23 protein-coding genes are annotated in these 25,861 nt (G+C 63.9%); 21 read left to right on the top strand and 2 right to left on the bottom strand.

Annotation, left to right across the window (positions count from 1 at the left end):
* The first annotated feature begins 6 nt into the window (after window positions 1-6).
* Complete coding sequence (locus AAFP32_RS10720; protein WP_350269135.1) at window positions 7-813, top strand: TSUP family transporter; 807 nt, start codon at window positions 7-9, stop codon at window positions 811-813.
* A gap of 70 nt (window positions 814-883) precedes the next feature.
* On the opposite strand, the gene AAFP32_RS10715 is transcribed toward AAFP32_RS10720, so the two are convergent.
* The gene (locus AAFP32_RS10715; protein ID WP_350269134.1) at window positions 884-1,903 is read right to left on the bottom strand and encodes an aminoglycoside phosphotransferase family protein; all 1,020 of its coding nucleotides are present in this window, start codon (window positions 1,901-1,903) and stop codon (window positions 884-886) included.
* Entirely contained in the window at window positions 1,900-2,877 is a 978-nt protein-coding gene (locus AAFP32_RS10710) for a hypothetical protein (protein ID WP_350269133.1), read from the bottom strand. The genes AAFP32_RS10715 and AAFP32_RS10710 overlap by 4 nt, the downstream gene beginning before the upstream one ends.
* A gap of 132 nt (window positions 2,878-3,009) precedes the next feature.
* Here AAFP32_RS10710 and rimP point away from each other — a divergent pair, with 132 nt between their 5' ends.
* From rimP to AAFP32_RS10610, 20 genes are all read left to right on the top strand, one after another.
* Window positions 3,010-3,474 carry a ribosome assembly cofactor RimP gene (gene rimP, locus AAFP32_RS10705; RefSeq protein ID WP_350269132.1) on the top strand — a complete coding sequence of 155 codons (465 nt, stop codon included), beginning with the start codon at window positions 3,010-3,012 and terminating at the stop codon, window positions 3,472-3,474.
* Window positions 3,475-3,557: 83 nt separating this feature from the next.
* Window positions 3,558-4,520: a transcription termination factor NusA gene (nusA, locus tag AAFP32_RS10700; RefSeq protein WP_350269131.1), complete on the top strand. Its 963-nt coding sequence runs from the start codon at window positions 3,558-3,560 to the stop codon at window positions 4,518-4,520.
* Between the two features lie 71 nt (window positions 4,521-4,591).
* The gene (locus AAFP32_RS10695; protein ID WP_350269130.1) at window positions 4,592-4,867 is read left to right on the top strand and encodes a YlxR family protein; all 276 of its coding nucleotides are present in this window, start codon (window positions 4,592-4,594) and stop codon (window positions 4,865-4,867) included.
* Window positions 4,868-4,999: 132 nt separating this feature from the next.
* Entirely contained in the window at window positions 5,000-8,002 is a 3,003-nt protein-coding gene (gene infB, locus AAFP32_RS10690) for a translation initiation factor IF-2 (protein ID WP_350269129.1), read from the top strand.
* A 312-nt stretch (window positions 8,003-8,314) separates the two neighbouring features.
* Entirely contained in the window at window positions 8,315-8,743 is a 429-nt protein-coding gene (gene rbfA / locus AAFP32_RS10685) for a 30S ribosome-binding factor RbfA (RefSeq protein WP_350269128.1), read from the top strand.
* Window positions 8,744-8,926: 183 nt separating this feature from the next.
* Window positions 8,927-9,841, top strand: coding sequence for a ligand-binding protein SH3 (locus AAFP32_RS10680; RefSeq protein WP_350269127.1), 915 nt, complete (start codon window positions 8,927-8,929; stop codon window positions 9,839-9,841).
* Between the two features lie 13 nt (window positions 9,842-9,854).
* On the top strand, window positions 9,855-10,772 hold the full coding sequence (truB, locus tag AAFP32_RS10675; RefSeq protein ID WP_350269126.1) for a tRNA pseudouridine(55) synthase TruB: 918 nt from the start codon (window positions 9,855-9,857) through the stop codon (window positions 10,770-10,772).
* Between the two features lie 80 nt (window positions 10,773-10,852).
* Complete coding sequence (locus AAFP32_RS10670; protein ID WP_350269125.1) at window positions 10,853-11,476, top strand: hypothetical protein; 624 nt, start codon at window positions 10,853-10,855, stop codon at window positions 11,474-11,476.
* Window positions 11,466-11,837 carry a hypothetical protein gene (locus AAFP32_RS10665; protein WP_350269124.1) on the top strand — a complete coding sequence of 124 codons (372 nt, stop codon included), beginning with the start codon at window positions 11,466-11,468 and terminating at the stop codon, window positions 11,835-11,837. The genes AAFP32_RS10670 and AAFP32_RS10665 overlap by 11 nt, the downstream gene beginning before the upstream one ends.
* 73 nt (window positions 11,838-11,910) lie before the next feature.
* A complete protein-coding gene (locus AAFP32_RS10660) occupies window positions 11,911-12,849 on the top strand; it encodes a bifunctional riboflavin kinase/FAD synthetase (RefSeq protein ID WP_350269123.1) in 939 nt (312 codons plus the stop codon).
* 92 nt (window positions 12,850-12,941) lie between these two features.
* Window positions 12,942-13,211, top strand: a complete 270-nt coding sequence (rpsO, locus tag AAFP32_RS10655) for a 30S ribosomal protein S15 (protein ID WP_009882989.1) — start codon at window positions 12,942-12,944, stop codon at window positions 13,209-13,211.
* A gap of 493 nt (window positions 13,212-13,704) precedes the next feature.
* Window positions 13,705-15,924 carry a polyribonucleotide nucleotidyltransferase gene (locus AAFP32_RS10650; protein WP_350269122.1) on the top strand — a complete coding sequence of 740 codons (2,220 nt, stop codon included), beginning with the start codon at window positions 13,705-13,707 and terminating at the stop codon, window positions 15,922-15,924.
* 68 nt (window positions 15,925-15,992) lie between these two features.
* Window positions 15,993-17,246, top strand: a complete 1,254-nt coding sequence (locus tag AAFP32_RS10645; RefSeq protein WP_350269121.1) for a pitrilysin family protein — start codon at window positions 15,993-15,995, stop codon at window positions 17,244-17,246.
* Window positions 17,247-17,376: 130 nt separating this feature from the next.
* The gene (locus tag AAFP32_RS10640) at window positions 17,377-18,066 is read left to right on the top strand and encodes a TetR/AcrR family transcriptional regulator (RefSeq protein WP_350269120.1); all 690 of its coding nucleotides are present in this window, start codon (window positions 17,377-17,379) and stop codon (window positions 18,064-18,066) included.
* 106 nt (window positions 18,067-18,172) lie between these two features.
* Window positions 18,173-19,339 (top strand): Glu/Leu/Phe/Val dehydrogenase dimerization domain-containing protein, encoded by a 1,167-nt coding sequence (locus AAFP32_RS10635; protein WP_350269119.1) that lies wholly within the window; start codon window positions 18,173-18,175, stop codon window positions 19,337-19,339.
* A 7-nt stretch (window positions 19,340-19,346) separates the two neighbouring features.
* Window positions 19,347-21,455, top strand: a complete 2,109-nt coding sequence (locus tag AAFP32_RS10630) for an acetate--CoA ligase family protein (protein ID WP_350269118.1) — start codon at window positions 19,347-19,349, stop codon at window positions 21,453-21,455.
* Window positions 21,452-23,152, top strand: coding sequence for a thiamine pyrophosphate-binding protein (locus tag AAFP32_RS10625; protein WP_350269117.1), 1,701 nt, complete (start codon window positions 21,452-21,454; stop codon window positions 23,150-23,152). The genes AAFP32_RS10630 and AAFP32_RS10625 overlap by 4 nt, the downstream gene beginning before the upstream one ends.
* Window positions 23,149-24,315, top strand: coding sequence for an acyl-CoA dehydrogenase family protein (locus AAFP32_RS10620; protein WP_350269116.1), 1,167 nt, complete (start codon window positions 23,149-23,151; stop codon window positions 24,313-24,315). Before AAFP32_RS10625 ends, AAFP32_RS10620 begins: the two co-directional genes overlap by 4 nt.
* A 144-nt stretch (window positions 24,316-24,459) precedes the next feature.
* Window positions 24,460-25,086 (top strand): superoxide dismutase, encoded by a 627-nt coding sequence (locus AAFP32_RS10615; protein WP_101619743.1) that lies wholly within the window; start codon window positions 24,460-24,462, stop codon window positions 25,084-25,086.
* Between the two features lie 199 nt (window positions 25,087-25,285).
* Window positions 25,286-25,831: a GNAT family protein gene (locus tag AAFP32_RS10610; protein ID WP_350269115.1), complete on the top strand. Its 546-nt coding sequence runs from the start codon at window positions 25,286-25,288 to the stop codon at window positions 25,829-25,831.
* Window positions 25,832-25,861: the final 30 nt, after the last annotated feature.

The following is a 25,861-nucleotide window of genomic DNA, read 5'->3' as shown; positions in this document are numbered from 1 at the left end:
CAGGTGATGGAGGCGCTCACCGCCGGCATCGATGTCACCCTTGGCATGCTTCTTTGGCTGTTGGCCGCGGGCGTGCTGGCTGGGTGGATCGATGCCGTTGTCGGTGGTGGCGGCCTGATCCAGCTGCCGGCCCTGCTGTTGGTGCCGGGCATGACGCCAGTCCAAGCGGTGGCGACGAACAAGGTGGGATCGATCGCGGGGACGACCGCCTCGGCGGTGACCTATCTGCGCAAGATCACCCCTGATCGATCGGCGACGATCCCCGCCGCTGCCACGGCCTTCATCGGAGCCGTGTTCGGTGCCAAACTCGCGACCCTGGTCCCTGGTGCACTCTTCACTCCGATCATCCTCGCCGCGCTCATCGGGGTCGGACTCTTCACGGTCCTCAACCCCAGCCTCGGCGCCGATGCGAGTCTGCGGTTCGGGGAGTCCTCGAAACGCCACCATGGGCTGTCATGGCTGATCGGACTCACGATCGGTGTCTACGACGGAGTGCTCGGTCCAGGCACTGGATCCTTCCTCGTCATCGCGTTCGTCACGGTCATCGGGTTCTCATTCCTCCAGGCCTCGGCCACAGCGAAGGTCATCAACTGGGCGACGAACTTCGGAGCTTTGGTCTACTTCATTCCGGACGGCCAAGTCGTCTGGGCCCTCGGCCTCGTTGTGGCAGTGGGCAATGTGCTCGGTGGAATCTTCGGCGCGCGCACGGCATTGAGGAAGGGGTCCGGCTTCGTCCGGGTCATCTTCGTCGTGGTGGTCTCCGCGATGATCCTCAAACTCGGCTACGACGTGATCTCCGGCCTCATCCGCTGACTGCTACCTGACGGCGGCCCAGCAACCTCGCGCGAGGTAGCTGGGCCGCCGTCAGGTAGTTCGAGAGGGGTCAGCCGATGGGTTTGAGAGCGTGGGCATTGACGCCGGCGACGTCTGCCCCTGACAGCGCGCGCGCCACCCACAGGGACCTCGCGGCATCGGCCAGTGCCCCGGACGATCCGCTGCGGGCGGACCTGAGGTACCAGAACATGTTCGTGACCTCCCGCGCGACGGCGGCACCCATCCCGTACTGAGGGTCCATGCCCGCGCACAGAGCGAGGTCGGTGGCGAACCCGCGCAGCCAAGCGGCTTGAGCCTGCGAATGCTGGGACGGGATCTCCACGAGACGGTTCCACAGCACCGGTGCCAGTGTGTAGGCGGTGGGCCCCGACAGCGGTTGCGGGTCGATGGCCTTCCACGTCGAGATGCCGGCGGCATCGGGGTTGCCAGCGAGGATGTTGTAGTAATGCAGATCGGCGTGGATGAGCCATTTCTCCTCAGATGCGGCAAGAGTGTGCATCCAGTTGCGTGCGAACGAGAGCAGGCGTGAATCATCTGGACCTGCCTCGGTCCAACCGTTGAGCAGACCCGCATCGGCATCGAAAGTGCTCAGCCATCCTGCGGCCACATCCTGGACACGCAGAAACTCCGAATCCGCGGGAATCTCGAGCGACCGCTGAAGGGCACCCCAGACCGGGGGCACATCAGCTAAGGGCAACACGGAGAGATTGTCCGTCGTCCGCAACCGCTCCTGCAGCGTCACCCTGAAGCTGTGATCGTCCCTGATCACCCGGACGGCGCCGTGCCCGTTCCACATCTTCAGCGCCCGCAGAGCCTGCGCATGCGCGGCTGTGTGCGCCGAGGTGGGGGCCGCGAACCGCAGCACGCCTTGATAGTTCTCCTGGGTCAGGACCGGGATGACGAGGCTCTCGCAGCCGGCCCACGGTGAGCCAGGGGCATCGTCGAAGCTCAGCTGCCACCGATCGGCGAGCTCATTGGCCATGAAGTCCAGTGCGGCGACCCAGGAGGTGGTGCGGAAGTCGCCGATGATGTCGGCAGTGGCGTTGAATAGGACCGGTGGGACCTTCACTTTCTCGCCTCCGCCTCTCCCGAGCCTCCGGAATAGGAGTAGCGCAGAACCTGTGGGCTCGCGAAGACCGTGCGTGTTCGGGCCGATTCCCACAGTCGCGCAGCGGCTCGCGGATCGGACTGCAGCCACGGCAGGAGGGCCGCTGCGAGATTGTCCTCGATGGACCCAGCCAACTCCTTGGCGGCTTCCGGGTCGGTGGGGCTGGGGTCGAGCGTCCACGCCGGAGCACCTGGATCTGCGTTCTTCTCACCCAGGTTTTCGAGCATTTCTCCTGCCAGTGAGCCCAACGACTCCAGCCGGGCCACAGCACGACTGCGCTCGCGCGACTTCGCGTCGAAATTCACGGCGAGTCGCTCATACCCATAGGACGTGGCCCTGGCTTGGTCGAGGATCGCGTTCCACATCGGGGCAGCAGTGGAATCCTCGGCCCTCGGGGACTCTGCAGCGGACGACCCCGAGGCCATTGCGGATTCCGGTTCACCGGTAGCGTCGTCGCGGCCGGACCTGCGTGAGTCCTGGATCAGAGCGTCTGCGCTGCGAATGATCTCGGAGTGCTCTGCCCCCGCAGTCAGTGCCAGGCCTGTCGCCACGTCGACCAGCACGGGGATGAGGGTCGAGCCCAGTGTCGGCAAAGCTGTGAACACGGCAGCGGAAACCGCCTCGGCGGCGGCGATATAGGTGCGGGGCTCCTCAGCCGGTGGGGACTCGGTGGCGATCTCGGTGGGTGGTGACCACACCGGACCGATGGCATCCCGGAGTTTCTGCAGGTCCTCACCTGCGGTCTCTGGGTCGTCGTCTCCTGCGGTGGTGGCGGCAAGGATTCTGGCGACGCGGTTACGCAGCTGGTTCGTCTCATCGAGAGTCGGCACGTCCGGGGGAGTATCGAGTCTCACACCGCACCCGGACAGCAGGCTCAGGCTCGCCCCGCTCGCACCGACGAGGAGAAGAGCGCGACGGCTGAGGGGAAAACGCATAGGCCAATCCTAGCGGATGCTTAACCACACCCGGGGGAGTCGCTTAGGGTTGGGCATAGGCAATCAGCAGGGGCAGAAACGACGTCTCCGCGCGGGGCACACCTCGGGTGCGGGACGAGGACTGGAGGACACATGGATGAGGACGTGGCGCATATCGAGGAACTCCTGAGGGAGCCGCTGAAGACCTCCGGGTTCTACCTGGAATCGGTGAAGGCCGTCGCTGCCGGCCAACGGCGGGCGCTGACGGTTGTCGTCGACCTCGACGAGTCCAGTACGGAACCGATGTCGATGGACAAAATCGCCGAGTCCAGCCGACTTGTCGGTGACACCCTCGACGAGGTCGAGATCTTCCGCGACAAGCCCTATCAGCTCGAGGTCACGAGTCCGGGTGCGACAAGGAAGCTCGAGTCCCCGCGGCACTTCAAGCGAGTGCTCGGCCGTCGGCTCGAAATCAGCACGAAGAAGGGCAATTTCAAGCTCGATCTCGATGATGTGGGCGAGAACTCAATTTCCGGAATGGATCCCGCCAGCCATGAGAAGCGGACAGTCTCGCTGCGCGACATCGTCAAAGCGCAGGTCGAACTCAAGTTTCGGTGAGCGCAATCTGAGATAGAATGTCACGCCTGCATAAATGAAGACCGACAATTCAATGCTCGAGGGAGCCGGAGAGGATATAGGCCATGGATATCGACCTCAGTGTTCTGCGCATTATCGAGCGAGAGCGGGAGATTCCGCTCGACACTCTGATCGAACTGATCGAACAAGCGCTCTTCCTTGCCTATCAGAAGACCGAGGGTGCGTGGCCAGACTCCCGCGCCGAACTGGACAAGGCCTCAGGCGAAGTCCGCATCCTTGCGGTCGAGTTCGACAACGATGACAATCCGATCGGCGAATTCGACGACACTCCCACCGGCTTCGGACGCATTGCTGCGCAGACGGCTCGCCAGGTCATCTACCAGCGTCTGCGCGACGTCGAAGACGAATCGGTGCTCGGCAGCTTCAAGGGCCGCGAGGGTGAGATCGTCTCCGGCACGATCCAGCAGGGCAGGGATCCGCAGATGGTGCAGGTCGACCTCGGCGATGTTGAAGCAGTCCTGCCTCCGCACGAACAGGTTCCCGGTGAGTCCTACCGCCACGGAAGACGCCTCCGCGTCTACATCGCCGACGTCCACAAGGGCCCCAGAGGAACATCCGTCACCGTCTCGCGCACGCACCCGAACCTCGTGCGCAGGCTCTTCGCGCACGAAGCACCGGAGATCGCAGACGGCACCGTCGAGATCGTCTCCCTGGCTCGTGAGGCCGGCCACCGAACCAAACTGGCAGTGCGCGCCACGAAACCCGGTGTGAATGCGAAGGGGTCATGCATCGGCGAGCTCGGCTCCCGCGTGCGGGCCGTGATGAACGAATTGGGCCAGGAGAAGATCGACATCATCGACTACAGCGATGACCCGGCCAAGTTCATCGGCCATGCACTCTCACCCGCGAAGACGACGAAGGTCGACATCCTCGATCCTGACCTGCAGGAATCACGCGCCATCGTGCCTAAGGACCAGCTCTCCCTGGCCATCGGCAAGGAAGGGCAGAACGCGCGCCTGGCGGCCAAGCTCACCGGCTGGAAGATCGACATCGTCCCTGGCGAGTAGGCATCGGGCGTGACCTGAACCACTCGGGGCGTGGCGCTGGTGGGGATGGAAGTGCTGTAGAATTATGTACTGTGATTGTAGGCGCGGCACCCCGAAGGACGTGCATCGCCTGCAGGCAAAAGGCAGACCGGGGCGAACTCACACGATTCGTGATTCGACCCGATCGGCATCCAGCGATCGTCCATGACGTGTCAGCGACACTTCCGGGACGAGGAGCCTGGGTGCACCCGGACGCCACATGCCTGAAGAAGGCATTGACGGCCGCATCCTTCGCTCGAGCCTTTCGAACGAAGGTCACCGCCTCGGACCTGCCGAGGATGGATACCGAACCCAAGAAGAGCGGGTAGCCCGAATGGATAACAAGTTGTGAGTGTCGTGCGATGACACCGCTATCGGAATTCGAGAGAGCAGTGAAATGAGAACTGCTCTTCATTGATGAGGTTCTTTCCTGACCGGGAAAGAACCCGGACAGGAGAACTGTGGCAAAGCCCCGTGTTCATGAGCTCGCGAAAGAGCTCGGCACTACAAGTAAGAACGTCCTCGAGAAGCTCCAGGGCCTAGGCGAATTCGTTCGCTCCGCCTCCTCGACCCTCGAGGCACCCGTTGTGCGGAAGGTGAAGGAAGCATTCGCCGATTCCGCTCCGGACACCTCCAGTGCAGACAAGGCATCCGGCGCATCCGCTGATTCGAAGCCGGCCGCCAAGCCGGGCGCAAAGCCCGCGGCGAAGCCCGGTGCTCCCAAGCCCTGTGCAAAGCCTGCGGACAAGCCAGCAGCCAAGCCCGGTGCCAAGGCAGCCTCGGCGCCGACCGAAGCAGCTGAATCCACACCCTCAGACACGACACCCGCAGCCAAGTCAACCGCGGCGAAGCCGGGCGCTAAGCCTGCTGCAGATGCCAAGCCTGCTGCAGATGCCAAGCCTGCTGACACTGACGCGTCCGCCGCTGAGGCCGCAGCAGACTCATCTGCCGAGGAAGCCAAGCCCGCAGCGCGTTCGAACGCGCCGAAGCCAGGTGCTGCTCCCAAACCGGCCGCTGCTCCCAAGCCGGGTTCGGCGCCAAAGCCGGGCTCTGCTCCGAAGCCGGGCGGTCGCTCGCCGGCCCGTCCCGGAAACAACCCCTTCGCTCCAGCGCAGGGCATGCCCAAAGCAGCAGGACGCGGTGCACCCAAGTCCGGTAATCGCCCCGCTGGCCAGGGCAGCCAGGGTGGTCAGGGCGGTCCAGGAGCGCGTCCGGGCAACAACCCGTTCGCGAATTCGCAAGGGATGCCGAAGCCAGGTCAGAAGCCGCCTCGTGCATCCGGCGAAGAGGGCGCCGCAGGTCCACGTCCGGCGCCACGTCCGGGCGCACCTCGCCCCAACCCATCGATGATGAAGAACTCTGCGCTGAACAAGCCGGCCCCAGGCCGCGGTCGCGGCGGAGGACGCGGTAACGCGCCCGCCGGCGGACCAGGCGCAGCACCGGGAGCAGCTCCTGGAGGCGCACCCGCAGGTCGTCGCGGACCCGGAGGCGGCCCTGGTGGTCGTGGCTCAGGTCGCGGTCGCGGAAGCACTCAGGGTGCATTCGGCCGTGGTGGCGGTCCCCGTCAGAAGGGACGCAAGTCGAAGCGGGCCAAGCGCGCCGAGTTCGAACAGATGCAGACACCGTCGGTCGGTGGCGTCTCTGTTCCACGCGGCAACGGCACCACTCCGCTGCGTCTGCGTCGCGGATCCTCTCTGGCTGATTTCGCCGAGAAGATCAACACAGATCCGACGAACCTCGTGACGGTGCTTTTCCACCTCGGCGAGATGGCGACGATCACGCAGTCTTTGGACGAGGGCACTTTCGAGGTCCTCGGTGACGAGCTCGGCTACAAGATCGAGATCGTCTCACCTGAGGACGAGGACCGTGAGCTGCTGGGGACCTTCGGCCTCGACCTTGACGCGGAAGCCGCGGACGAGGACGACGAGGATCTCGCAGCACGTCCACCGGTCGTCACCGTCATGGGTCACGTCGACCACGGTAAGACCAAGCTTCTCGACGCCATTCGCTCGGCGAATGTGGCGGCCCGCGAAGCCGGCGGAATCACACAGCACATCGGTGCCTACCAGGCCGAGGTTGAACATGAAGGCCTCGATCGCAAGATCACCTTCCTCGATACCCCAGGTCACGAGGCGTTCACCGCTATGCGTGCCCGTGGTGCGAAGTCGACCGACCTTGCGATCCTCGTGGTCGCGGCCGATGACGGCGTGATGCCGCAGACAGTTGAAGCACTCAACCACGCGCAGGCCGCGAATGTGCCGATCGTGGTCGCAGTGAACAAGACCGATAAGGAAGGCGCTAACCCTTCCAAGGTGATGCAGCAGCTGACTGAGTACAACCTGGTAGCCGAGGAATACGGCGGCGAGACCATGTTCGTGCCGATCTCCGCGCTCAAGCGTGAGGGCATCGACCAGCTGCTGGAATCCGTGCTGCTGACCACCGATGCTGCGCTGGACCTCCGGGCCAACCCGGACAAGTCCGCTCGCGGCATCGCGATCGAAGCCAAGCTGGACAAGGGCCGTGGCGCGGTTGCGACCGTGCTCGTCGAATCCGGGACTCTGCGTCAGGGAGATGCCATCGTGTGTGGCACCGCCTACGGACGTGTGCGTGCGATGTTCGATGAGAACGGCAACCTCGTCGAGGAAGCGGGACCATCTCGTCCCGTCCAGGTGCTGGGTCTGTCCTCTGTGCCGCGCGCCGGTGACACGTTCATCTCCACAGATGATGACCGCACCGCACGCCAGATCGCGGAGAAGCGTGACGCCATCGAGCGCAATGCCGCTCAGGCTCGCGGTCGCAAGCGCATCAGCCTCGAGGACTTCACTAAGGCACTCGCCGAGGGCAAGGTCGACATGCTCAACCTCATCCTCAAGGGCGACGTGTCCGGTGCTGTCGAAGCACTGGAGGATTCGCTGCTCAAGATCGATGTGGGCGACGACGTCGACCTGCGAATCATCCACCGCGGTGTGGGTGCGATCACGGAGAACGACATCAACTTGGCGACGGTCGACAACGCGATCGTCCTCGGCTTCAATGTCCGTCCGGAAGCGAAGGCTCGCGACCTGGCCGAACGCGAAGGCGTCGACGTCAGGTACTACTCGGTCATCTACCAGGCGATCGACGACATCGAGAGCTCGCTCAAGGGCATGCTCAAGCCGGAGTACGAAGAGGTCCAGACAGGCACCGCGGAGATCCGCGAAGTCTTCCGGTCCTCCAAGTTCGGCAACATCGCCGGCTCCATTGTTCGCGATGGTCACATCACCAGGAACGCGTCTGCTCGCGTCACCCGTGATGGCGTGGTCGTCGGGGACAAGGTCAAGATCGAGTCCCTGCGTCGCTTCAAGGACGATGCCACAGAGGTCCGCGAAGGATTCGAGTGCGGTATCGGCCTGGGCAGCTTCAACGATCTGCGAACCGGTGACATCATCGAGACCGTCGAGATGCGCGAGAAGCCTCGCGACTGATCAGCGCATCGCTTTCCCATACCGGGTTCTGAACGGGGAGTGTGCGAGCGGGTGGCATGAGTCCACCCGCCTGCACACGGCCCGGGCAGGACCCGGTCTGCGGTTTGCGGGCCTCCGCACGGTTCCGCGCTGGGCACTGTTCCGCAGAGAGCACTCCTCCGCACTGGCGTTCCTGGTGATGAGAGAATGTGGCGGAGAAGTTCCCGCATGGACGCAGCTCCACCCCAGATACAGCAACAACCCCAGATACTCACGTGGCAGTTCCAGCCGAACTCGGTCACTGTCACAGCTCAGACTAAGAAGGAAGACACCATGGCAGATTCAACTCGGGCGCGTAAGATCGCCGACCAGATCAAGGTCATCGTCGCCAGCACGATAGAACGCAGACTCAAAGATCCCCGTCTCGGTTTCGTCACGGTCACCGATGTGCGCGTGACCGGAGATCTGCAGCACGCATCGATCTTCTACACGGTATTCGGCGACGGACAGGACCTCGAAGCCACCGGCAAGGCACTGGAGTCAGCGAAGGGCTTCATCCGGTCAGAGGTCGGCAAAGGCCTCACGATCCGACTGACTCCCAGCCTCGAATTCATTGCCGATGCCGTGCCGGAAGCTGCCGCCCACCTGGACGGCCTTCTCGCTCAAGCCGCAGCCGATGACGCCCGGGTGGCCGGACTGGCCCAGGACGCTGAACCTGCCGGTGATGAAGATCCGTACAAGAAGACCGACGACCAAGACTGACTCGTCACACCGCCGCGACAGAGCACAAACGCGGCAGTGGCGCGCGTCGGGTCCCGTTGCCGCGATCGCGATGTCAGTCACTCTCAGGAAAAAACATCACGTAACAGTTTTGTTATCTTTCACTTCTGGTTTAGACTTTTTCCGGTAACGAAATGATTACGACTCTGTTAAGGGATTTCTGTATTGGGTAAGCACTCTTCGCCAAAGCCTAGCTTTGCCAAGCAGCTGGTCCGGGATCTGACCCCCGCCAGCAAGCGCTCTGCCGGTCGGCACTCCTCGGATGCGCCGTCGACTGCCACCTCGGTGCTGGCAACCGTCAGGCAGCGTCCCGTCGTTGCCGCGATCGCGGTTCCGGCCGCAGCCACCGCTGCCGTTGTCGGCTCCACCGTGGTCATGGGCCCGCCTGAGGCCGGCAATGTCACGACGGAGGCCGCTGACACCTCTGTCCAGCACCAGAAGTCGAGCCCCTCGGCTGTCAGTCAGGATGAGATCGACGCCCAGCGGCAGAAGGCCGGCGAAGAGTACCTCAAGGACGTCAAGGACGATCCCAAGTACAAGAACAAGACCTCGAAGACGAAACTCGACGTCAAGGCTCCCAAGCCCAAGCCATCCCCGACGTCGGAGAAGGCCGATAGGGAGTCCAGCAGTGCGCAGTCCTCCGACAAGAAGTCGTCGGGCTCCGATGAGAAGCCTTCGGACTCAGATGAGAAGTCCTCCAAGGGCGGGGCCACGCCCGGCGGTGTATCCAACGCTCCCTGCTCGGTCTCGTCCTCGATCGAATCCGGTCTGCAGGCCAACGCGGTCAACGGCTACCGTGCCGTGTGTGCGAAGTTCCCCGAAGTCAAGACCTACGGTGGCCGTCGGCCGGGCTCCGGCAGCTCCGACCACTACACCGGCGGGGCCGTCGACATCATGATCACCGGCGCCTCCGGCGACCGCATCGCCGAGTACCTGATCCAGAATCGCGGCGCTCTCAACGTCAAGTACGTGATCTGGAAACAGCGCATCTGGAACCCGGGCAGCGGTTGGTCCAGCATGGCAGACCGCGGTTCACCCACGGACAATCACTTCGACCACGTGCACGTATCGTTCAACTGATCGCATCTGTGACGTGAGCGATACCTCGCCGCAGGGTGTCCTTGTCTGCGACAAGCCCCAAGGCCTGACTTCCCACGGCGTCGTCTCTCGGATTCGGCGCTGGTACGGCACCCGCAAGGTCGGGCATGCCGGAACCCTCGACCCGATGGCCACGGGTGTGCTCGTGCTCGGACTGGGTCGCGGGACCAAGCTTCTGGGCTACATCACCGGCGTGTCCAAGACCTATCTGGCCACGGTCCGCCTCGGCTCGGCCACGCCGACCGATGACGCGGACTCCGAGCCAGATCTCTTCGCCGAGCCTGTGGCGCTGTCGGCAGTCACCGATGATGGGATCGCCCAAGGCGTCTCAGCGCTGACGGGCTCTATCGACCAGGTTCCCAGCGCGGTCTCCGCGATCAAGGTCAACGGCCAACGCTCTTATGCCCGCGTGCGTGCGGGCGAAGACGTTGAGCTCAAGGCGCGCAGAGTCGAGATCTCGAACTTCACCATCCTCGATACGCGGTACTCCGTTTCTCAGGGCCACATCGATGTCGACGTCGAAGTCGACTGCTCTTCGGGAACCTATGTTCGTGCTCTGGCGCGAGATCTCGGCAGCAGCCTCGGCGTCCATGGTCATCTCACCGCTCTGCGGCGCACTCGTGTGGGCGCCTTCGGCCTTGATGATGCCGTGACGATCCCCGATGATCTCGATACCGAAGCACCTGCTCTGACTTCTCTCGCCGAGGTGGCCCGGACCCTGCTTCCGACCGTGCACGTGGACTCCGGGCAGGCCACAGCGCTGATGCAGGGCAAGACGGTCAGCACCGATCGGAGCCCGGATCAGGGCAATGAGGTCGCCGTGATCGTCGGCGACGAGCTCGTATCGATCGCCGAGGTGCGAGCTGGGGGAGTGCTGAAGTCCCAGACGGCCTTCGCGATCGACCTCGCCTGACACTACAAGTTACTTGCTTGTATTCGATAGATACAACTGAAAAGGTTGTATATCACGGTGGGGTTTGGTGTACTTGAGTCATGTACGTCATGACCATCGATCAGCGGGGATCTCGTGACCGCACCGATGAGGTGCCCGGACTGCTCGACATCCTGGCTCGTGTTGAGACACGACGGGGCTTCGAGCGCACGATCGGCGATGAGGTGCAGGGCGTCCTCGACTCACCCGACCAGGTGACTCTGGCCGTGCGTCTGCTGGCTGCGCAGACTGGTTGGCACATCGGAATCGGAGTCGGCTCGGTCGACACTCCGTTGCCGGCCTCCACTGTCGAAGGCAGGGGAGAGGCCTTCTATGCGGCCAGGCGCGCGGTCGAAGCCGCGAAGGGTGCGCCCGCTCATCTTGTCGTGGATCCGGCGACAGACCACTCGCGTCTGGCCGAAAGCGCGCTGCGCCTGATGGTCTGGACGTTCGAGAACATTCGGGTCCAAGCTCGTCGCTACATCGACCGCAGGCTCGACCACCCCGAATCCACTCAGCACGACATCGCTGAACACTTCGATGTCTCCCAGCAGGCTGTGTCACGGGTGCTCTCTCCCGGCGGTGTGGAACTCATCGAGGGGGCCTGCGCGCTGTCGACCTTTCACCTCGCCCATGCTGGAGAGGCCCGGGACAGCGACTCTCAGGCAGGTGACCATGTGGTTTGATGTTCTCGTCGCAGTCCTCGCGGCGATCGTGGCCGCAGCGGGTGGTTACCCGCTCGTTCCGTTGTTTCTGCGCATGACCCACGACGGGCCCGGCTCGAAGCCGGGTCGCACCGGCAGTGAGGACATCGAGGTCTTGCAGGGCGGAATGTGGATCGGCATCGTCGAGCGCGCACTCGTGGCCGGAGCCATCGTGCTGGGGCGGCCCGAGCTCATGGCCGTCGTCGTCGCGGTCAAAGGACTCGGACGCTTCGCGGAGATCAAATCCTCTGCCGCCGCAGGCGAGCGATTCATCATCGGAACGTTCGTCTCCATCGCGATCGCATCCTTGACCGGTGTGATCGGCTGGGCCGTCATCTCCTGAGGCGTGCGTGGGTTAGCACGTGGGAACATCTCTGCGATAACCTGATTCGGTGCACGGAAGGAGCAAGCGTCGAGTGGAGCTTTATCACGGACTGAATGAGGTCGGGGCCGATGATGTCGGCACCGTCGTGACCCTGGGCAACTTCGACGGGGTCCACCGCGGTCATCAAACCGTTCTCCGAGCCGTAGCAGCTCTGGCCGCTAAGCGATCTCTGCGCTCCGTGGCCATGACCTTCGATCCGCATCCGCGCACGGTCCACCGCCCGGATGAGCCCACGTTGATGATCACGAGCACCGATCAGAAGGCCGGCTTCATCGCGGACACGGGCATCGACGCCCTGTTCGTCCAGCACTATGACCTCGACTTCGCGGCCCAGACTGCTGAGGAGTTCGTCCGTACCTACTTCGTTGAGGCACTGCACTGCGAGATCGTCGTCGTCGGTGATGATGTGCGATTCGGCAAAGACAACGAGGGCACCATCGAGACTCTGCGCCACCTCGGCGAGAACTACGGATTCCGGACCGAGACGATCGAAGAGGTCGGACGTGGGGGACGGTACTCCTCCTCGCGGATCCGTGAGCAGATCGTCGGCGGGGACGTCGCCGAGGCTGCTGATCAGCTGGGTCGCTACCACCGGGTTGAAGGGACTGTCGTCCACGGCGACGCCCGCGGTCGCGACCTCGGATTCCCGACCGCGAACCTGTCCGAGGATGCTGCAGGCCTCATTCCCGCCGATGGCGTCTATGCCGGATGGGCGACGTTCTCGGGTGAGGACCAGGCTTACCCTGCAGCCATCTCAGTGGGTACGAACCCCACGTTCGAAGGTTGTGTCCGACGGGTCGAGGCGCATGTGCTCGATAAGGAATTCGGCGAATTCGACGTCTACGGCAGGCACATGACTCTCGAGTTCGTGTCACGGATTCGTGGACAGGTGACATTCACCGGCATGGACGAACTCGTCGTGAAGATGCACGAGGATATTGCCGATGTGCGCGAGGTGCTCCACACCTGATAAACTGAACTCTGCCGTTTTCACCGGCCGCGGTTCGATAGTGCTGAGACTGACAGGTCTGAGCGCCGCGCAACGATCACAAGGAGAAGTCCATGGCTCTCAGTACTGCTGAAAAGCAAGAAGTCATCAAGGAATATGCAACTCACGAGGGCGACACCGGTTCTCCCGAGGTTCAGGTTGCGCTGCTGACTCGCCGGATCACCGAGCTCACCGAGCACTTCAAGGATCACAAGCACGACCATCACTCGCGTCGTGGCCTGCTGCTCCTCGTCGGTCAGCGTCGCCGGATGCTCAAGTACTTGCAGCGCGTCGAGATCGAGCGCTACCGTTCGCTCATCAAGCGCCTGGGCCTGCGTCGCTGAGACCAGCCCCCTCATGTTGAGCACGACTCGGACGAGCTGACACAGGCTCGAACGAGACACCTCAGACGATATGAAGCGTCCTGCATCATGCAGGGCGCTTCTTCGTATTCTGCTGCCGACCGCCCCTCTCACCGAGCGCACCGCCTTCAGGCTAGACCTCGTTCAGCCCCGACCTCGTTCAGCCCCGACCTCGTTCAGCCCCGACCTCGTTCCGACCGGCGATTTCTCCTCGGCATGCCCGGGTGGTACGCGTCTCGATGGCCCAAGGGGGCAACTGCGGTAGACTTCAAAGTGGACAATCATGCCATGGACGTTTCGGTCCTCGGTAGTGGCCTCCGGAAGAACGGGCAGATACCTGCCGGTTCCGTGGGCCCCGATCGATGACCGGCTTGGATCCATGGGATGTCCAAGTCAATATCCACCGGATTGACGCGGGCTTTCCGCCTTCGGGCTTCGAAGGTGTCCGCGCGCCGGTTACGAACAAGGAGAATACGTGGGACTCAACCCTGAATCCGCCGTAGCGCACATTGACAATGGCAGCTACGGTTCACACACCATCCGCTTCGAAACAGGACGGCTCGCACAGCAGGCCGCCGGTTCGGCCGTCGCCTACCTCGACGACGAAACCATGCTCTTCTCGGCCACCTCGGCCGGCAAGCACCCCCGTGAGGGCTTCGACTTCTTCCCTCTGACCGTCGACGTCGAAGAACGCATGTACGCCGCGGGTCGCATCCCCGGTTCGTTCTTCCGCCGTGAGGGACGTCCCTCGACCGACGCGGTCCTCACCTGCCGACTCATCGACCGCCCGCTGCGCCCCTCCTTCGTGAAGGGACTGCGCAACGAGGTCCAGGTAGTCGTCACTGTGATGTCGATCCACCCTGACCACATCTACGACGCCCTGGCCATCAACGCGGCCTCGATGTCGACCCAGCTCTCCGGGCTGCCCTTCTCCGGTCCCATCGGTGCCGTGCGCATCGCACTCATCGACGATCAGTGGGTCGCCTTCCCGAACCACTCCCAGCTCGACGACGCCGTCTTCAATATGGTCGTTGCCGGCCGTGTCGTCGGTGACGACGTTGCGATCATGATGGTCGAGGCAGAAGCCACGGACAACGCCATGGACCGGATCAAGACCGGTGCCACTGCGCCGACCGAAGAGGTCGTGGCCGAAGGACTCGAAGCCGCCAAACCCTTCATCAGCGAACTCTGCCGTGCGCAGCAGGAGTTGGCCGACAGCGCTGCCAAGCCCACCGTCGAATTCCCAGTCTTCCGCGACTACCAGGACGACGTCTACGAGGCTGTGCGCGAGCTCGCCGAAGCCAAGCAGACTGAGAACTTCCAGATCGCTGACAAGCAGGAACGTGAAGCAGCAGGAGAAGTTCTGCTGTCTGAACTCTTCGATAAGCTCGGTGAGCGCTTCGCGGGTCGCGAGAAGGAAATCGCCGGTGCCCTCAACGCCCTGACCAAGCAGGTCGTGCGCAAGCGCATCCTCACCGAGCAGATCCGCATCGACGGTCGCGGACTCAAGGACATCCGTCCGCTGACTGCAGAGACCAACGTGATCCCACGGGCTCACGGCTCAGCCATCTTCGAGCGCGGAGAGACCCAGATCCTCGGTGTCACCACGCTGAACATGCTCAAGCTCGAACAGCACATCGACTCGCTGTCACCTGTGACTACGAAGCGCTACATGCACCACTACAACTTCCCGCCCTACTCGGTCGGAGAGACCGGCCGTGTGGGCAGCCCGAAGCGTCGCGAGATCGGACACGGTGCACTGGCTGAACGTGCGCTCGTGCCGGTTCTGCCCAAGCGCGAGGACTTCCCCTACGCCATCCGTGAGGTCTCAGAGGCACTCGGGTCCAACGGCTCGACCTCAATGGGCTCGGTCTGCGCCTCGACTCTGGCCATGCTCTCGGCCGGTGTGCCGCTGCAGGCTCCTGTCGCAGGCATCGCCATGGGCCTCGTCTCCGACGTCATCTCCACCGACACCGGTGACCAGACCGCATACGCGGCACTGACCGACATCCTCGGTGCCGAAGACGCCTTCGGCGACATGGACTTCAAGGTCGCCGGTACGCGCGACTTCATCACCGCGATCCAGCTCGACACCAAGCTCGACGGCCTTCCCGCCTCGGTCCTCGGTGCCGCGCTCAAGCAGGCTTATGAAGCACGCATGGTCATCCTCGATGTCATCGCCGAGGCCATCGACGCTCCGGCAGAGATGGCTCCGACTGCTCCACGCATCATCTCGGTGAACATCCCCGTCGACAAGATCGGCGAGGTCATCGGACCCAAGGGCAAGATGATCAACCAGATGCAGGAAGACACCGGCGCTGATATCAGCATCGAAGATGACGGAACCGTTCTCATCGGTGCCACCGACGGACAGTCCGCTGAGGCCGCCCGCTCGATGATCAACGCCATTGCCAACCCGCAGGTGCCCGAGGTCGGCGAACGCTACCTCGGAACGGTCGTGAAGACGATGAGCTTCGGCGCATTCGTCTCCCTGACACCGGGCAAGGACGGTCTGCTGCACATCTCTGAGCTGCGCAAGCTCAACGATGGCAAGCGCGTCGAGGACGTCGAAGACGTCGTCGGAGTCGGCCAGAAGGTCCAGGTCGAGATCACGAAGATCGACGACCGCGGCAAGCTGTCGCTCTCGCCTGTCGGCGACGATGACGAAGAAGCAGAAGAGGAATCAGACAACTGATACTCAAGGATTCTCACACCGGGGAGGGCAGCCGAATCGATCGGTCTGTCCTCCCCGGTGGTTTGACAGTGACCACTGAACACATGCCCGGACTGGCGTCGGAGACCATCGGCATCTGGGTCGCGGCAGGTTCGCGCGACGAATCGAGAGAGACCGCCGGATCGACCCATTTCCTCGAGCACATGCTCTTCAAGGGAACGCCCACGAAGGATGCGAAGACGATCGCAGCGGCCTTCGACCGGACAGGAGGAGACTCCAACGCCATCACGGCCAAGGAACTCACCTGCTACTACTCTCGCTGCTTGGTCACGGACCTGTCGGACATCACCGCTCTGCTCGTCGACATGGTCTCGAACTCGAACCTGGACGCCGAGGAGTTCGAGCGCGAACGCGGAGTCATCATCGAAGAGTTGGCGATGTCCGCCGACGATCCCGGTGATGTCCTGTTCGACGACTTCGACGAGCTCATCTTCGGTGATCATCCGTTGGCGCGTCCTGTCGGCGCGACGAAGAACCAGATCCGCGTGCTGGGACATCACACACTCCTCGAACACCATTCGACGACCTATGTCCCCCCGCGTCTGGTCATCGCCGCAGCCGGCGGTGCCACCCACGACGAGGTCCTGGGCATGGTGGAAGACGCATTGGCTCAGGCCGGCGTCGGCTCCGAGGTCGGTTCTCACCCTTGGGACATCAGTTCCGCGACTGCAGGCGCTGGGCATGGCCGCGGCGCACGCGAGGTGCCGACGTTCCAATCGGGTCGCTCACACACGGTCAAAGACACTGAACAGCTGGGAATCCTGCTCGGCTGCGAAGGCCTTGAAGAGGGGCATCCGGATCGCTTCGTCTATTCGGTGCTGCTGACGATGCTCGGTGGAGGCATGTCCTCACGACTCTTCCAGAGTGTGCGTGAAGACCGCGGTCTGGCCTACGCCGTCAATTGTGTGGCAAGCCAGTTCACCGACTTCGGCACGTTCGGCATCTACGCCGGATGCACACCGGAGAACGGGCAAGCCGTCGTCGACCTGGCACTGGCTGAATGGGATCGTTTGGCAACTGAGACACCAACGCGCTCGGAGCTGGACGCGATCGTCTCCCAGCTCTCGGGGTCGATGGTTCTCGGGCTCGAATCCTCGGCCGCGCGCATGAATCGCCTGGCCAGATCCGAGATCTTCGGCATCTCCCTCGAATCTCCTCTCGACCTCATCGAACGCGTCCGGTCGGTCACCGCCGAGCAGGTATCGACGATGGCAGGAGACCTCATGAGTCGCCCGAAGTCGCTGTCCCTCGTGGGCCCGCAGGCCGACGTCGCACTGCCCTGAGGCTGAGATGACGCTGCCCCGGCGTTGCTCTGGGGCAATGGTCGCGGGCTCGGCAGAGTCAGCATCTAGAATGGCTGTACAACAAGAATCTTGTTGTACAGCCATTTCTGTCTGTGTGGGGGAGAGGTTCATGCCCAGGAAGAGCGCATCGGTCCGTCGGGAAGAGATCCTGGCCGCGACCGTGGAGGAGATCGAGAGCACCGGCCTGCGCACCCTGCGAGTCGCCGATGTCGCCGCCCGGCTGGGGCTGAGTCCGAGCCTGGTCATCTACCACTTCGTGACGAAGGAGGCGCTCGTCGCCGCAGCCTTTGCACATGCCGGGGAGAACGACCTCTATCGCGCGCGTCGACTGGCAGCGGCGCGGAAGCCGGCGCGGGAGAGGTTGAGAGATGTCGTCCGGTGGTACATGCCGGCCGGGTCGACGAGAAGCTGGAAGATCTGGATCGACGGCTGGTCGGCCGGTCTCTTCGACGCGGATGTGAAGTCGACGTTCGCGGCCCTTGATCGAGAATGGAAGACGATTCTGGCGGGCCTCATCGTCGACGGGCTCGAGTCGCGGGAGTTCCTCTGCCGCAACGCGGACGAGGCTCGAGGCGACGACGCGGACGAGGTTCGAGGCGACGGCCCGGAAGGGGTTCGGTCCGATGACGTGGAGGATGAGGCCGGCGCCGCAGTCGCCAGGGCGGCCGAGGACTGTGCGACGAGGATCCTCGCCTACCTGGATGGGTTGGCGGTCCAACTCATCTTCAACCCCGATTCCGTGTCCACGACGACTCTGTCCCACTGGGTCGAGACGTTCGTCGCACGTGAACTGGAATGAACCTTGCCCAGTTCCTGAGCCGGTCTTGACGGACCTGCCCTCGGACGGTCAGAATGAGAGTCTGATCTCTACTGAATGGCTATTCAGTTAAACCCTTGGGAGCGATATGTTCATGGACATCACCTGGCAGGACCCGGTCACCAGAACACACGGGTTCGTCGTCATCGACACGCTGGTGAGGGGAACGGCCTCGGGCGGACTGCGAATGCGTCAGGGGTGCACACTCGACGAGGTTCGGGGTCTGGCTCAGGGGATGACGCGCAAGGAAGCGATTCATCTGCGACCGGGCCGGCGCTACGTTCCCGTCGGCGGTGCGAAGGGCGGCATCGACTTCGACCCACGCGCCCCCGGGGCCACAGACGTCCTCGAACGGTTCCTCGTCGCCATGAACCCGATCATGCGTGCCTATTGGGCCCTCGGTGAGGACCTGGGCGTGCGCCAGAACGATATCGACGACATCCTTGCCAAACGTGGACTCGGGAGCGGACTGGCAGCCGTTCAGAAGCTGCTGACGGACCCGACGGCGGCCGAAGCGCGGGCTGAGATGGCCTTCTCCACGATCGTTGATGGTCTGGCTCAAGACGAACTCGTCGGTGGACTCGGGGTGGCCACCTCGGCGATCGCAGCGCTCGAAGCCGACGGGCGCGAACCGGCAACCGCGGCCGCAGTGATCCAAGGATTCGGATCGATGGGCGGGGCGAGCGCCCGATTCCTCGCCGAGGCGGGGGTGCGCATCGTCGGCATCGCCGATGCCGACGGGTTCGTGTCCAACCCGGCGGGCCTCGACGTTGAGGCCCTGCTGGCGACGCGGGATCCCTTCGGCGGCATCGACCGGGGCGCACTGCGTCCCGAAGATCTGGACAGTGATCGCGGAGACTGGCTGGCCGCTGACTGCGATGTTCTGGTTCCCGCCGCCGTCAGCTATGCGATCACGAGCGAGAACTGTGGGCAGATCAACGCCAAGTACATCGTCGAGGCCGCGAACATGCCGGTGCTGCCCGAAGCCGAAGCCGAACTCGCAGCGCGTGGGGTCATCGTCGTTCCCGACTTCCTCGCCAACTCGGCCACCAATGCGTGGTGGTGGTGGGTGACCTTCGGCGACATCGACGGCAGCTGGGAGTCCAGCCGCGACATCATCTCGGAGACGCTTGGCACCCTCACAACTGAGGTGCTGGCGACGGCGAAGGCCGAGAACATCAGTCCCCGTGCAGCAGCGCAGGCCAAAGTTGACGACAACCTCGTCGTCCTGTCCTCGAACGACCCCGCAAGGTAGCAGAACAGTGAAGCAATTCTTCGATCCCGCCAGCGTCGCTATCCTCGGGGCCTCGAACGACCCGTCCAAATGGGGGTTCTGGCTCTCCGCCGGTGCCCTGAAGGGGGCAGACAGGCGCCGGGTCCATCTCATCAACTCCCGCGTCGCCTCGATTCAGGCACAGCCGACCTATCCGACGCTCAGCGACCTGCCGGAGACTCCGGAGCTCCTGGTCATCTCGATTCCGGGAGCCGCGGTCCCGGCCGTCGTCGACGAAGCGCTGACGGCCGGAGTCAGGGCGTTCCTCATCATCTCCGCGCGGGTGCCCCACGCAGCAGACTTAGCGCAGCGAATCGTCTCCGCCGGAGCTCGCCTGATCGGCCCCTCGTCACTGGGGCTGGTGGATTCGAGCAACGACCTGCTTCTGGCCTGGGGCAACTTCACCCCGGGGTCACTGGCCGTCGTGACACAGAGCGGCCAACTGGGCACGGAGATCGCCACACTCTCGGCACGCAGCGGTCTCGGGATCTCACGATTCGCCTCGATCGGAGGTCAATCGGACGTGCGAGCCGCAGAGATCCTGAGGACCCTCGTCGATGATCCCGACACCACGCAGGTCGTGCTCTACCTCGAATCCTTCACCGGCGGTGCGGCACTCGTCGCGGCCATGCAGGCCCTTCGTGCGGCGGGCAAACCCACGATGATCCTCACCACGGGCCAGTCGAACGCGGGTGCCAGGCTTGCGAAATCGCATACGGGATCGCTCACCTCGGCGATCGACACCGTCGACGCTGCCTGTCGCGCAGCCGGTGCGATTCGCCTGTCCACCCCTGGCGAAGCGGTCGAACTCGCTGGCTTCTTCGCCACTTCCTGGCTGCCTGCGGCCAGACGGATCGCGATTATCTCCGACTCCGGTGGGCAGGGCGCCATCGCTGCCGACAGGGCCGTCAGTCACGGCCTGGGCGTGGAGGTCCTCGAGGCCACGACTCGTCAGCAGGTGAAGCAGCACCTTCCGGAAGCCGCGCACATCGACAATCCCATCGACCTCGATGGGGCGGGGGAGGCGGACCTGGGAGTCTATTCCCGTCTCGTCGACGCGCTCCTGGGCGATGACACGATCGACGCCGTGGTCCTCAGCGGATACTTCGGCTGCTACGGCGAGGATATTCCCGATCTGCTCGAGGCGGAGCTGGCCGAGGTCCAACAGTTGGGCCGGACAGTCCACACCCACCGCAAACCCCTCGTCGTCCACTCGATGAGTGCCGATTCTTCGGCGGTCGCGGCGCTGTGGGAGAACTCGATTCCCGCATACGCCTCAATCGAATCGGCCATGCGGGTCATCGCCGGGGCAGGTTTCTACGCCTCCCACTCGGGGCGCATCACCGAGGCTCTGGAACAGTCGGGACCGGTCACTCCCTGGGGGACTGGCTACGGGGCTGCCCGGGACACGATTATGGCCGCAGGGGTGCCGGTGCCGCGGGCAACGATCTTCAGCCGCGGCACCGGGCTCGCCGAGGCGATGGCGGACTCACCTCTGACACCACCGTTCGTGCTCAAGGCCGGCTGGCCCGCGCACAAGACCGAAGTCGGAGCTATCGCCTTGGGGCTGGGCGACACCGCCGCACTCGAGACCGCCTATGCGGAGATGGCCAGCCGCCTCGGCGATGGCGAATACATCGTCGAGGAGATGGACACTCGCGGTGAGGTAGTCGAAATCCTCGTCGGCGGCAGACAGGACGAGAACTTCGGCCCCATCGTGATGGTGGGAGCAGGAGGAACCGAGACCGAACTCTACGGCGACACCTGGCTCGAGCTGGCACCGGTCTCGCACGCTGAAGCACTCGACATGGTCTCAAGGCTCACGTGTTACCGGCTGCTCACCGGGTGGCGGGGCAGGCCCGCCGCGGATCTGGACGGATTGGCCGAGGTCATCGTCTCCGTGTCCCGCCTGATCGCGGCCAACAATGAGATCCAGGAGATCGAGATCAACCCGGTGCGCGTGACGCCCGAAGGAGCACTTGCGGTGGACGCCCTCGTCGTCACGAACCGCGACGAGGATGATAGCGACGAGGATGACAGCGACGAGGACGACAGCAACGGCAACAGCAACGGCAACGGCGACAAGGAGTCACCATGACAGAAGAGACGTCACAGATCACCGGTGGTGCACACCTGGCTCGTGCGCTGAGCGCTGAGGGCATCACGCGGGTCTTCGGGATCCCCGGGACACACAACCTCGAGATCTTCGCGCAGCTGGCGGCCCACGGCATCGAGATCGTCTCGCCGCGGCACGAACAGGGAGCCGGATTCATGGCTGATGGCGCAGCCCGCGTCACCGGCGAGGTCCAGGTCGTCGTCACGACCACCGGACCGGCGGTGCTCAACGCCCTCACCGCGCTGCTGCAGTCATTCACCGACTCGGTTCCGGTTCTGCTCGTCAGTCCCGGAATGCCGCTGACCCACCCCGGTCGCGGCAACGGTCTCCTCCACGAGGTGCGCAACCAGAGTCAGGCTCTTGCAGCAGTCCTGGGCGACAGCCACCGAGTGACAAGCCCGGGTGAGGTCTCCTTGGCGGTCGGACAGGCGCTGTCGACGATGCGATCGAGTCGCACGCGGCCGGCATTCATCGAGATCCCACTCGACCTCATCGAGACCTCCGGGCCCGGGTGGCTCCATCCGGCGGTGACCCGGCCGCTTGCGGCACCCGAGGCGGATGCGATCACCTCCGCCGCCGAGGCGCTGGCGGGATCTCAGCGTCCGCTCCTCATCGTCGGGGCAGGGGCCCGTGACGCCGGGACCGAGGTCGAAGAGCTCTCCGACGTGCTCGGAGCCGGCATCGTTCTGTCCTCGAACGCCAAGGGAGCAATCGACGACGAGTTCGCGAACAGCCTCGGCGCCATCGGGGTCCTGGAGCAGCTGCCTGATCTGCTCACCGCGGCCGATGCCGTCGTGGCGATCGGCACAGAGCTGGCGCCAAGCGACTTCTGGCCCGAGCCGCTGCCGCTGCCGGACACCGTGGTCCGCATCGACATCGATGAGGTGCAGATGCTGCGCAATGCCCGTGTCACTCATCCGATCCCGGCACAGGCCAAGGCGTCGACGATCGCGCTGGCGCAGGAGCTGCGAAAGATCAGGCCCTCGCAGCAAACCGAATCGGCAACCGCATGGCTGCGCGGCTGGCAGAAGACGATCACCGCGGCAGCCGCGGATGACGGGGCACCGTGGGCGCAGCTCAGCGCCGCGCTCAACGACTTCACCGTCTCGGGCGCTGCCCCCGTCATCGTGGCCGCGGACTCGACGATGTGCTGCTACTACGGTGTGCAGACCGGGTGGAAGGCTCGCCGCGGCGACCACTTCCTCTATCCGGCCGGCGCCGGGACGCTGGGCTATGGCCTGCCGGCAGGGATCGGCGCGAAGCTCGCTGTGCCTGCGGCGCGGGTCGTGGCGATCGAAGGCGACGGCGGTGCGATGTTCACGATCGCCGAACTCGCCGCCGCGGTGCAGGCACAGGTGTCGATGTCGCTCATCATCGTCGACAACGGCGGCTATGGGGAGATCAGAAACGAAATGGCCGACCGCGGCGACACCCCGGCCGGCGTGGCACTGCTGGGACCGGATTTCCCCGCGTTGGCGACATCGCTGGGCGCACTCGGCCTCCACGTCGACACGCAGGACCAACTGCTGAGCGCGCTGAAAGAGGCCGAGGACTGCGCCGGCCCGACCCTCATCCATCTCACCGAGAACTCCCGTGCAGCTGCGGACATGCTGGGCTCCTCCCGGCCATCTCAGCTGCCCGAACACACCGCTCCGATCGATCAGAAGGACTTGACATGAGCTACACGCCCTGGCCGCTGTCCGATGAACAGAACGACATCATCGAGCTGTGTCGATCGTTTGCGAAGGACCGGATCCGTCCCGCCGGTCGCGGCGTCGACGAAGCGGACACCGAATCGCCTGTCGAACTGTTCCGCGAAGCCGCACGCGTGGGCATCACGGACTTCATGATCCCCGAGGAATATGGGGGAGGCGGCTTCACCGACGTCTTCACCCAATGCCTCGTCCAGGAGCAGCTGTGCTTCGGCGACCCCGGCATCGGCAACTTCGTGTGCTCGAACGGCTTCTTCGCCGACCCGATCATGGCCCTGGGCACCGCAGAACAGAAGGAGACCTGGCTGCGCCCGCTGACCGGAACCTCCCCGCAATTCACTGCTTTGGCGACGACGGAGCCCGGGTCCGGGTCCGACTCCGCCTCCATCATCACCCGGGCCGACAAGGTCGACGGGGGATACCGTCTCAACGGGCAGAAGGCCTGGATCTCCAATGCTGGACTGGCCGACTCCTACGTCGTCTTCGCCAAGACAGATACCTCGCAGCGATCGCGCGGTGTCAGCGCCTTCCTCATCCCGCGCGAGACCGAAGGGATGGAATTCGGGGCGCCGATGAAGAAGATGGGACAGCGGGCGATCGTGTGCAGGGAGGTCTTCTTCTCCGATGCATTCGTTCCCGCCCATAACCTCCTCGGTGAGGAGGGACAGGGCTTCTACGGCCTCATGCGCACCTTCGACATCTCTCGTGTGGTCCTCGGTGCCGCGGCCCTGGGTACAGCCAGAGCCGCCTACGAATACGCCCGTGACTATGCACGGGAGCGGACCCAGTTCGGCAAGCCGATCATCGACCACCAGGCCGTGGCATTCCGGCTCGCCGACATGTCCGCACGCATCGACGCGGCCTGGCTCCAGGTTCTCAATGCGGCCCGGATGATCGACGCGGGTGAGGCTGTGCCGCGGGAGAAGGTCACCGCCTCGGCGGCGATGGCGAAGCTGAATGCCTCGGAGACTGCGATGTTCTGCACCTGGGCGGGAGTCCAGACCCTGGGCGGATGGGGCTATTCGCGTGAGCACCCGGTCGAGCAGTGGATGCGCGATGCGAAGCTTGAGGAGATCGAGGAAGGCACCTCCGACATCATGCGTCTGCTCATCTCGCGCAATCTCTCATGAGCTGACGCAGGCTTTTCTGAGGTCACCTGGCTCGATCTGGAATAGTCCTCACTATTACCGTGTTGTTCGAGATGACACCCTGCTATAGGGTCGAAATGAAGCCGCCGACTTGGGCGGACATCAATTCTCTTCAGGAGGAATTTCATGGCTGAGCAGTACGTCCTTCCGGAACTGCCCTACGACTACTCCGCACTTGAGCCGCACATCTCGGCTCGCATCATGGAGCTGCACCACGACAAGCACCACGCAACCTACGTCAAGGGTGCCAACACTGCTGTCGAACAGCTGGCCGAAGCCCGCGAGAGCGGCAACCTCGCCAGCGTGCCGAAGCTGACCCGCGATCTCGCGTTCAACCTCGGTGGACACGTCAACCACTCGATCTTCTGGAACAACATGTCTCCAGACGGTGGAGACAAGCCCGTCGGTGAGCTCGCAGCAGCCATCGACGACCAGTTCGGCTCCTTCGATAAGTTCCGTGAGCACTTCACCACGGCAGCCACTACGATCCAGGGCTCCGGCTGGGCCGTGCTCGTCTACGATCAGCTCGGTGGAAACCTCTTCATCGAACAGCTCAAGGATCAGCAGTCGGACATCCAGCTCGGCGGAACCCCGGTTCTCCAGCTCGATATGTGGGAGCATGCCTTCTACCTCGACTACCAGAACGTCAAGCCTGACTACGTCAAGGCCTGGTGGAACATCGTGAACTGGGCAGATGCAGGCGCCCGCTTCGACCGCGCCGTGACTCAGACCAAGGGACTCCTGCTCGGCTGATAGCCGTACAGACCCCAAAACGGCGGCTCCGACCCATAGTGGCGGGGCCGCCGTTGTCGTGTCCCCGCGTGCGGTCAAGGAAATCAGCAACCTGGCGGGCGCGCAGCAACCTGGCGCCAGGTTGCTGCGCGCCCGCCAGGTTGCTCAGAGTGGCGATACTCTGAGCATATGGCCGAATTCCTCAGACGGTGGCGCCGCGATGATGCGGACTCTCTCAGCGACATCTATGCCCGAGCCGACGCAGATCTTCTCAGCAACATTCCCGACGATCGCTCGCTTGCTGGCGCCCACATGGATCGACTGGATTCGTGCCGCTGAGGGTGAGGGGGCGGCGGTGGCTTTCGCGATCATGCGCGGTGACCCGACAACAGCAGGCAATGTCCCCGTCGGCAACGTCATGGCAACAGCCATCGATCCGCATCATTCGACCGCCTGGATCTCCTATTGGCTCGACTCGACCGTTCGCGGTCACGGTCTGGCCGCAGCCGGACTGCGCAGTCTCGTCGACCACCTCCACGATGAGCTTGACGTCTATCGCCTCGAATTGGGATACCGCATAAACAATCCTGCATCGGGCGGAGTTGCCAAGAGCGCCGGATTCTTAGTCGAGGGCAGAGAACGCGAACGCCTGCTCTACGACGGGTTCCGGTTCGACACCGAGGCGTGTGCCCGACTGAGCGGGGATCAACGAGCCCCGGGTCCTCGACTGCCGATTCTGACGACTGCCGAACACGTCACCGGATGACGGGCGCGGCAACGGGAGTCGTTAGACTGG

The organism is Brevibacterium sp. CBA3109 (assembly GCF_040256645.1).
Lineage (GTDB): Bacteria > Actinomycetota > Actinomycetes > Actinomycetales > Brevibacteriaceae > Brevibacterium > Brevibacterium koreense.
The sequence above is the reverse complement of the archived record's forward strand: the minus strand, read 5'-3'. Positions and strand labels throughout refer to the sequence as shown.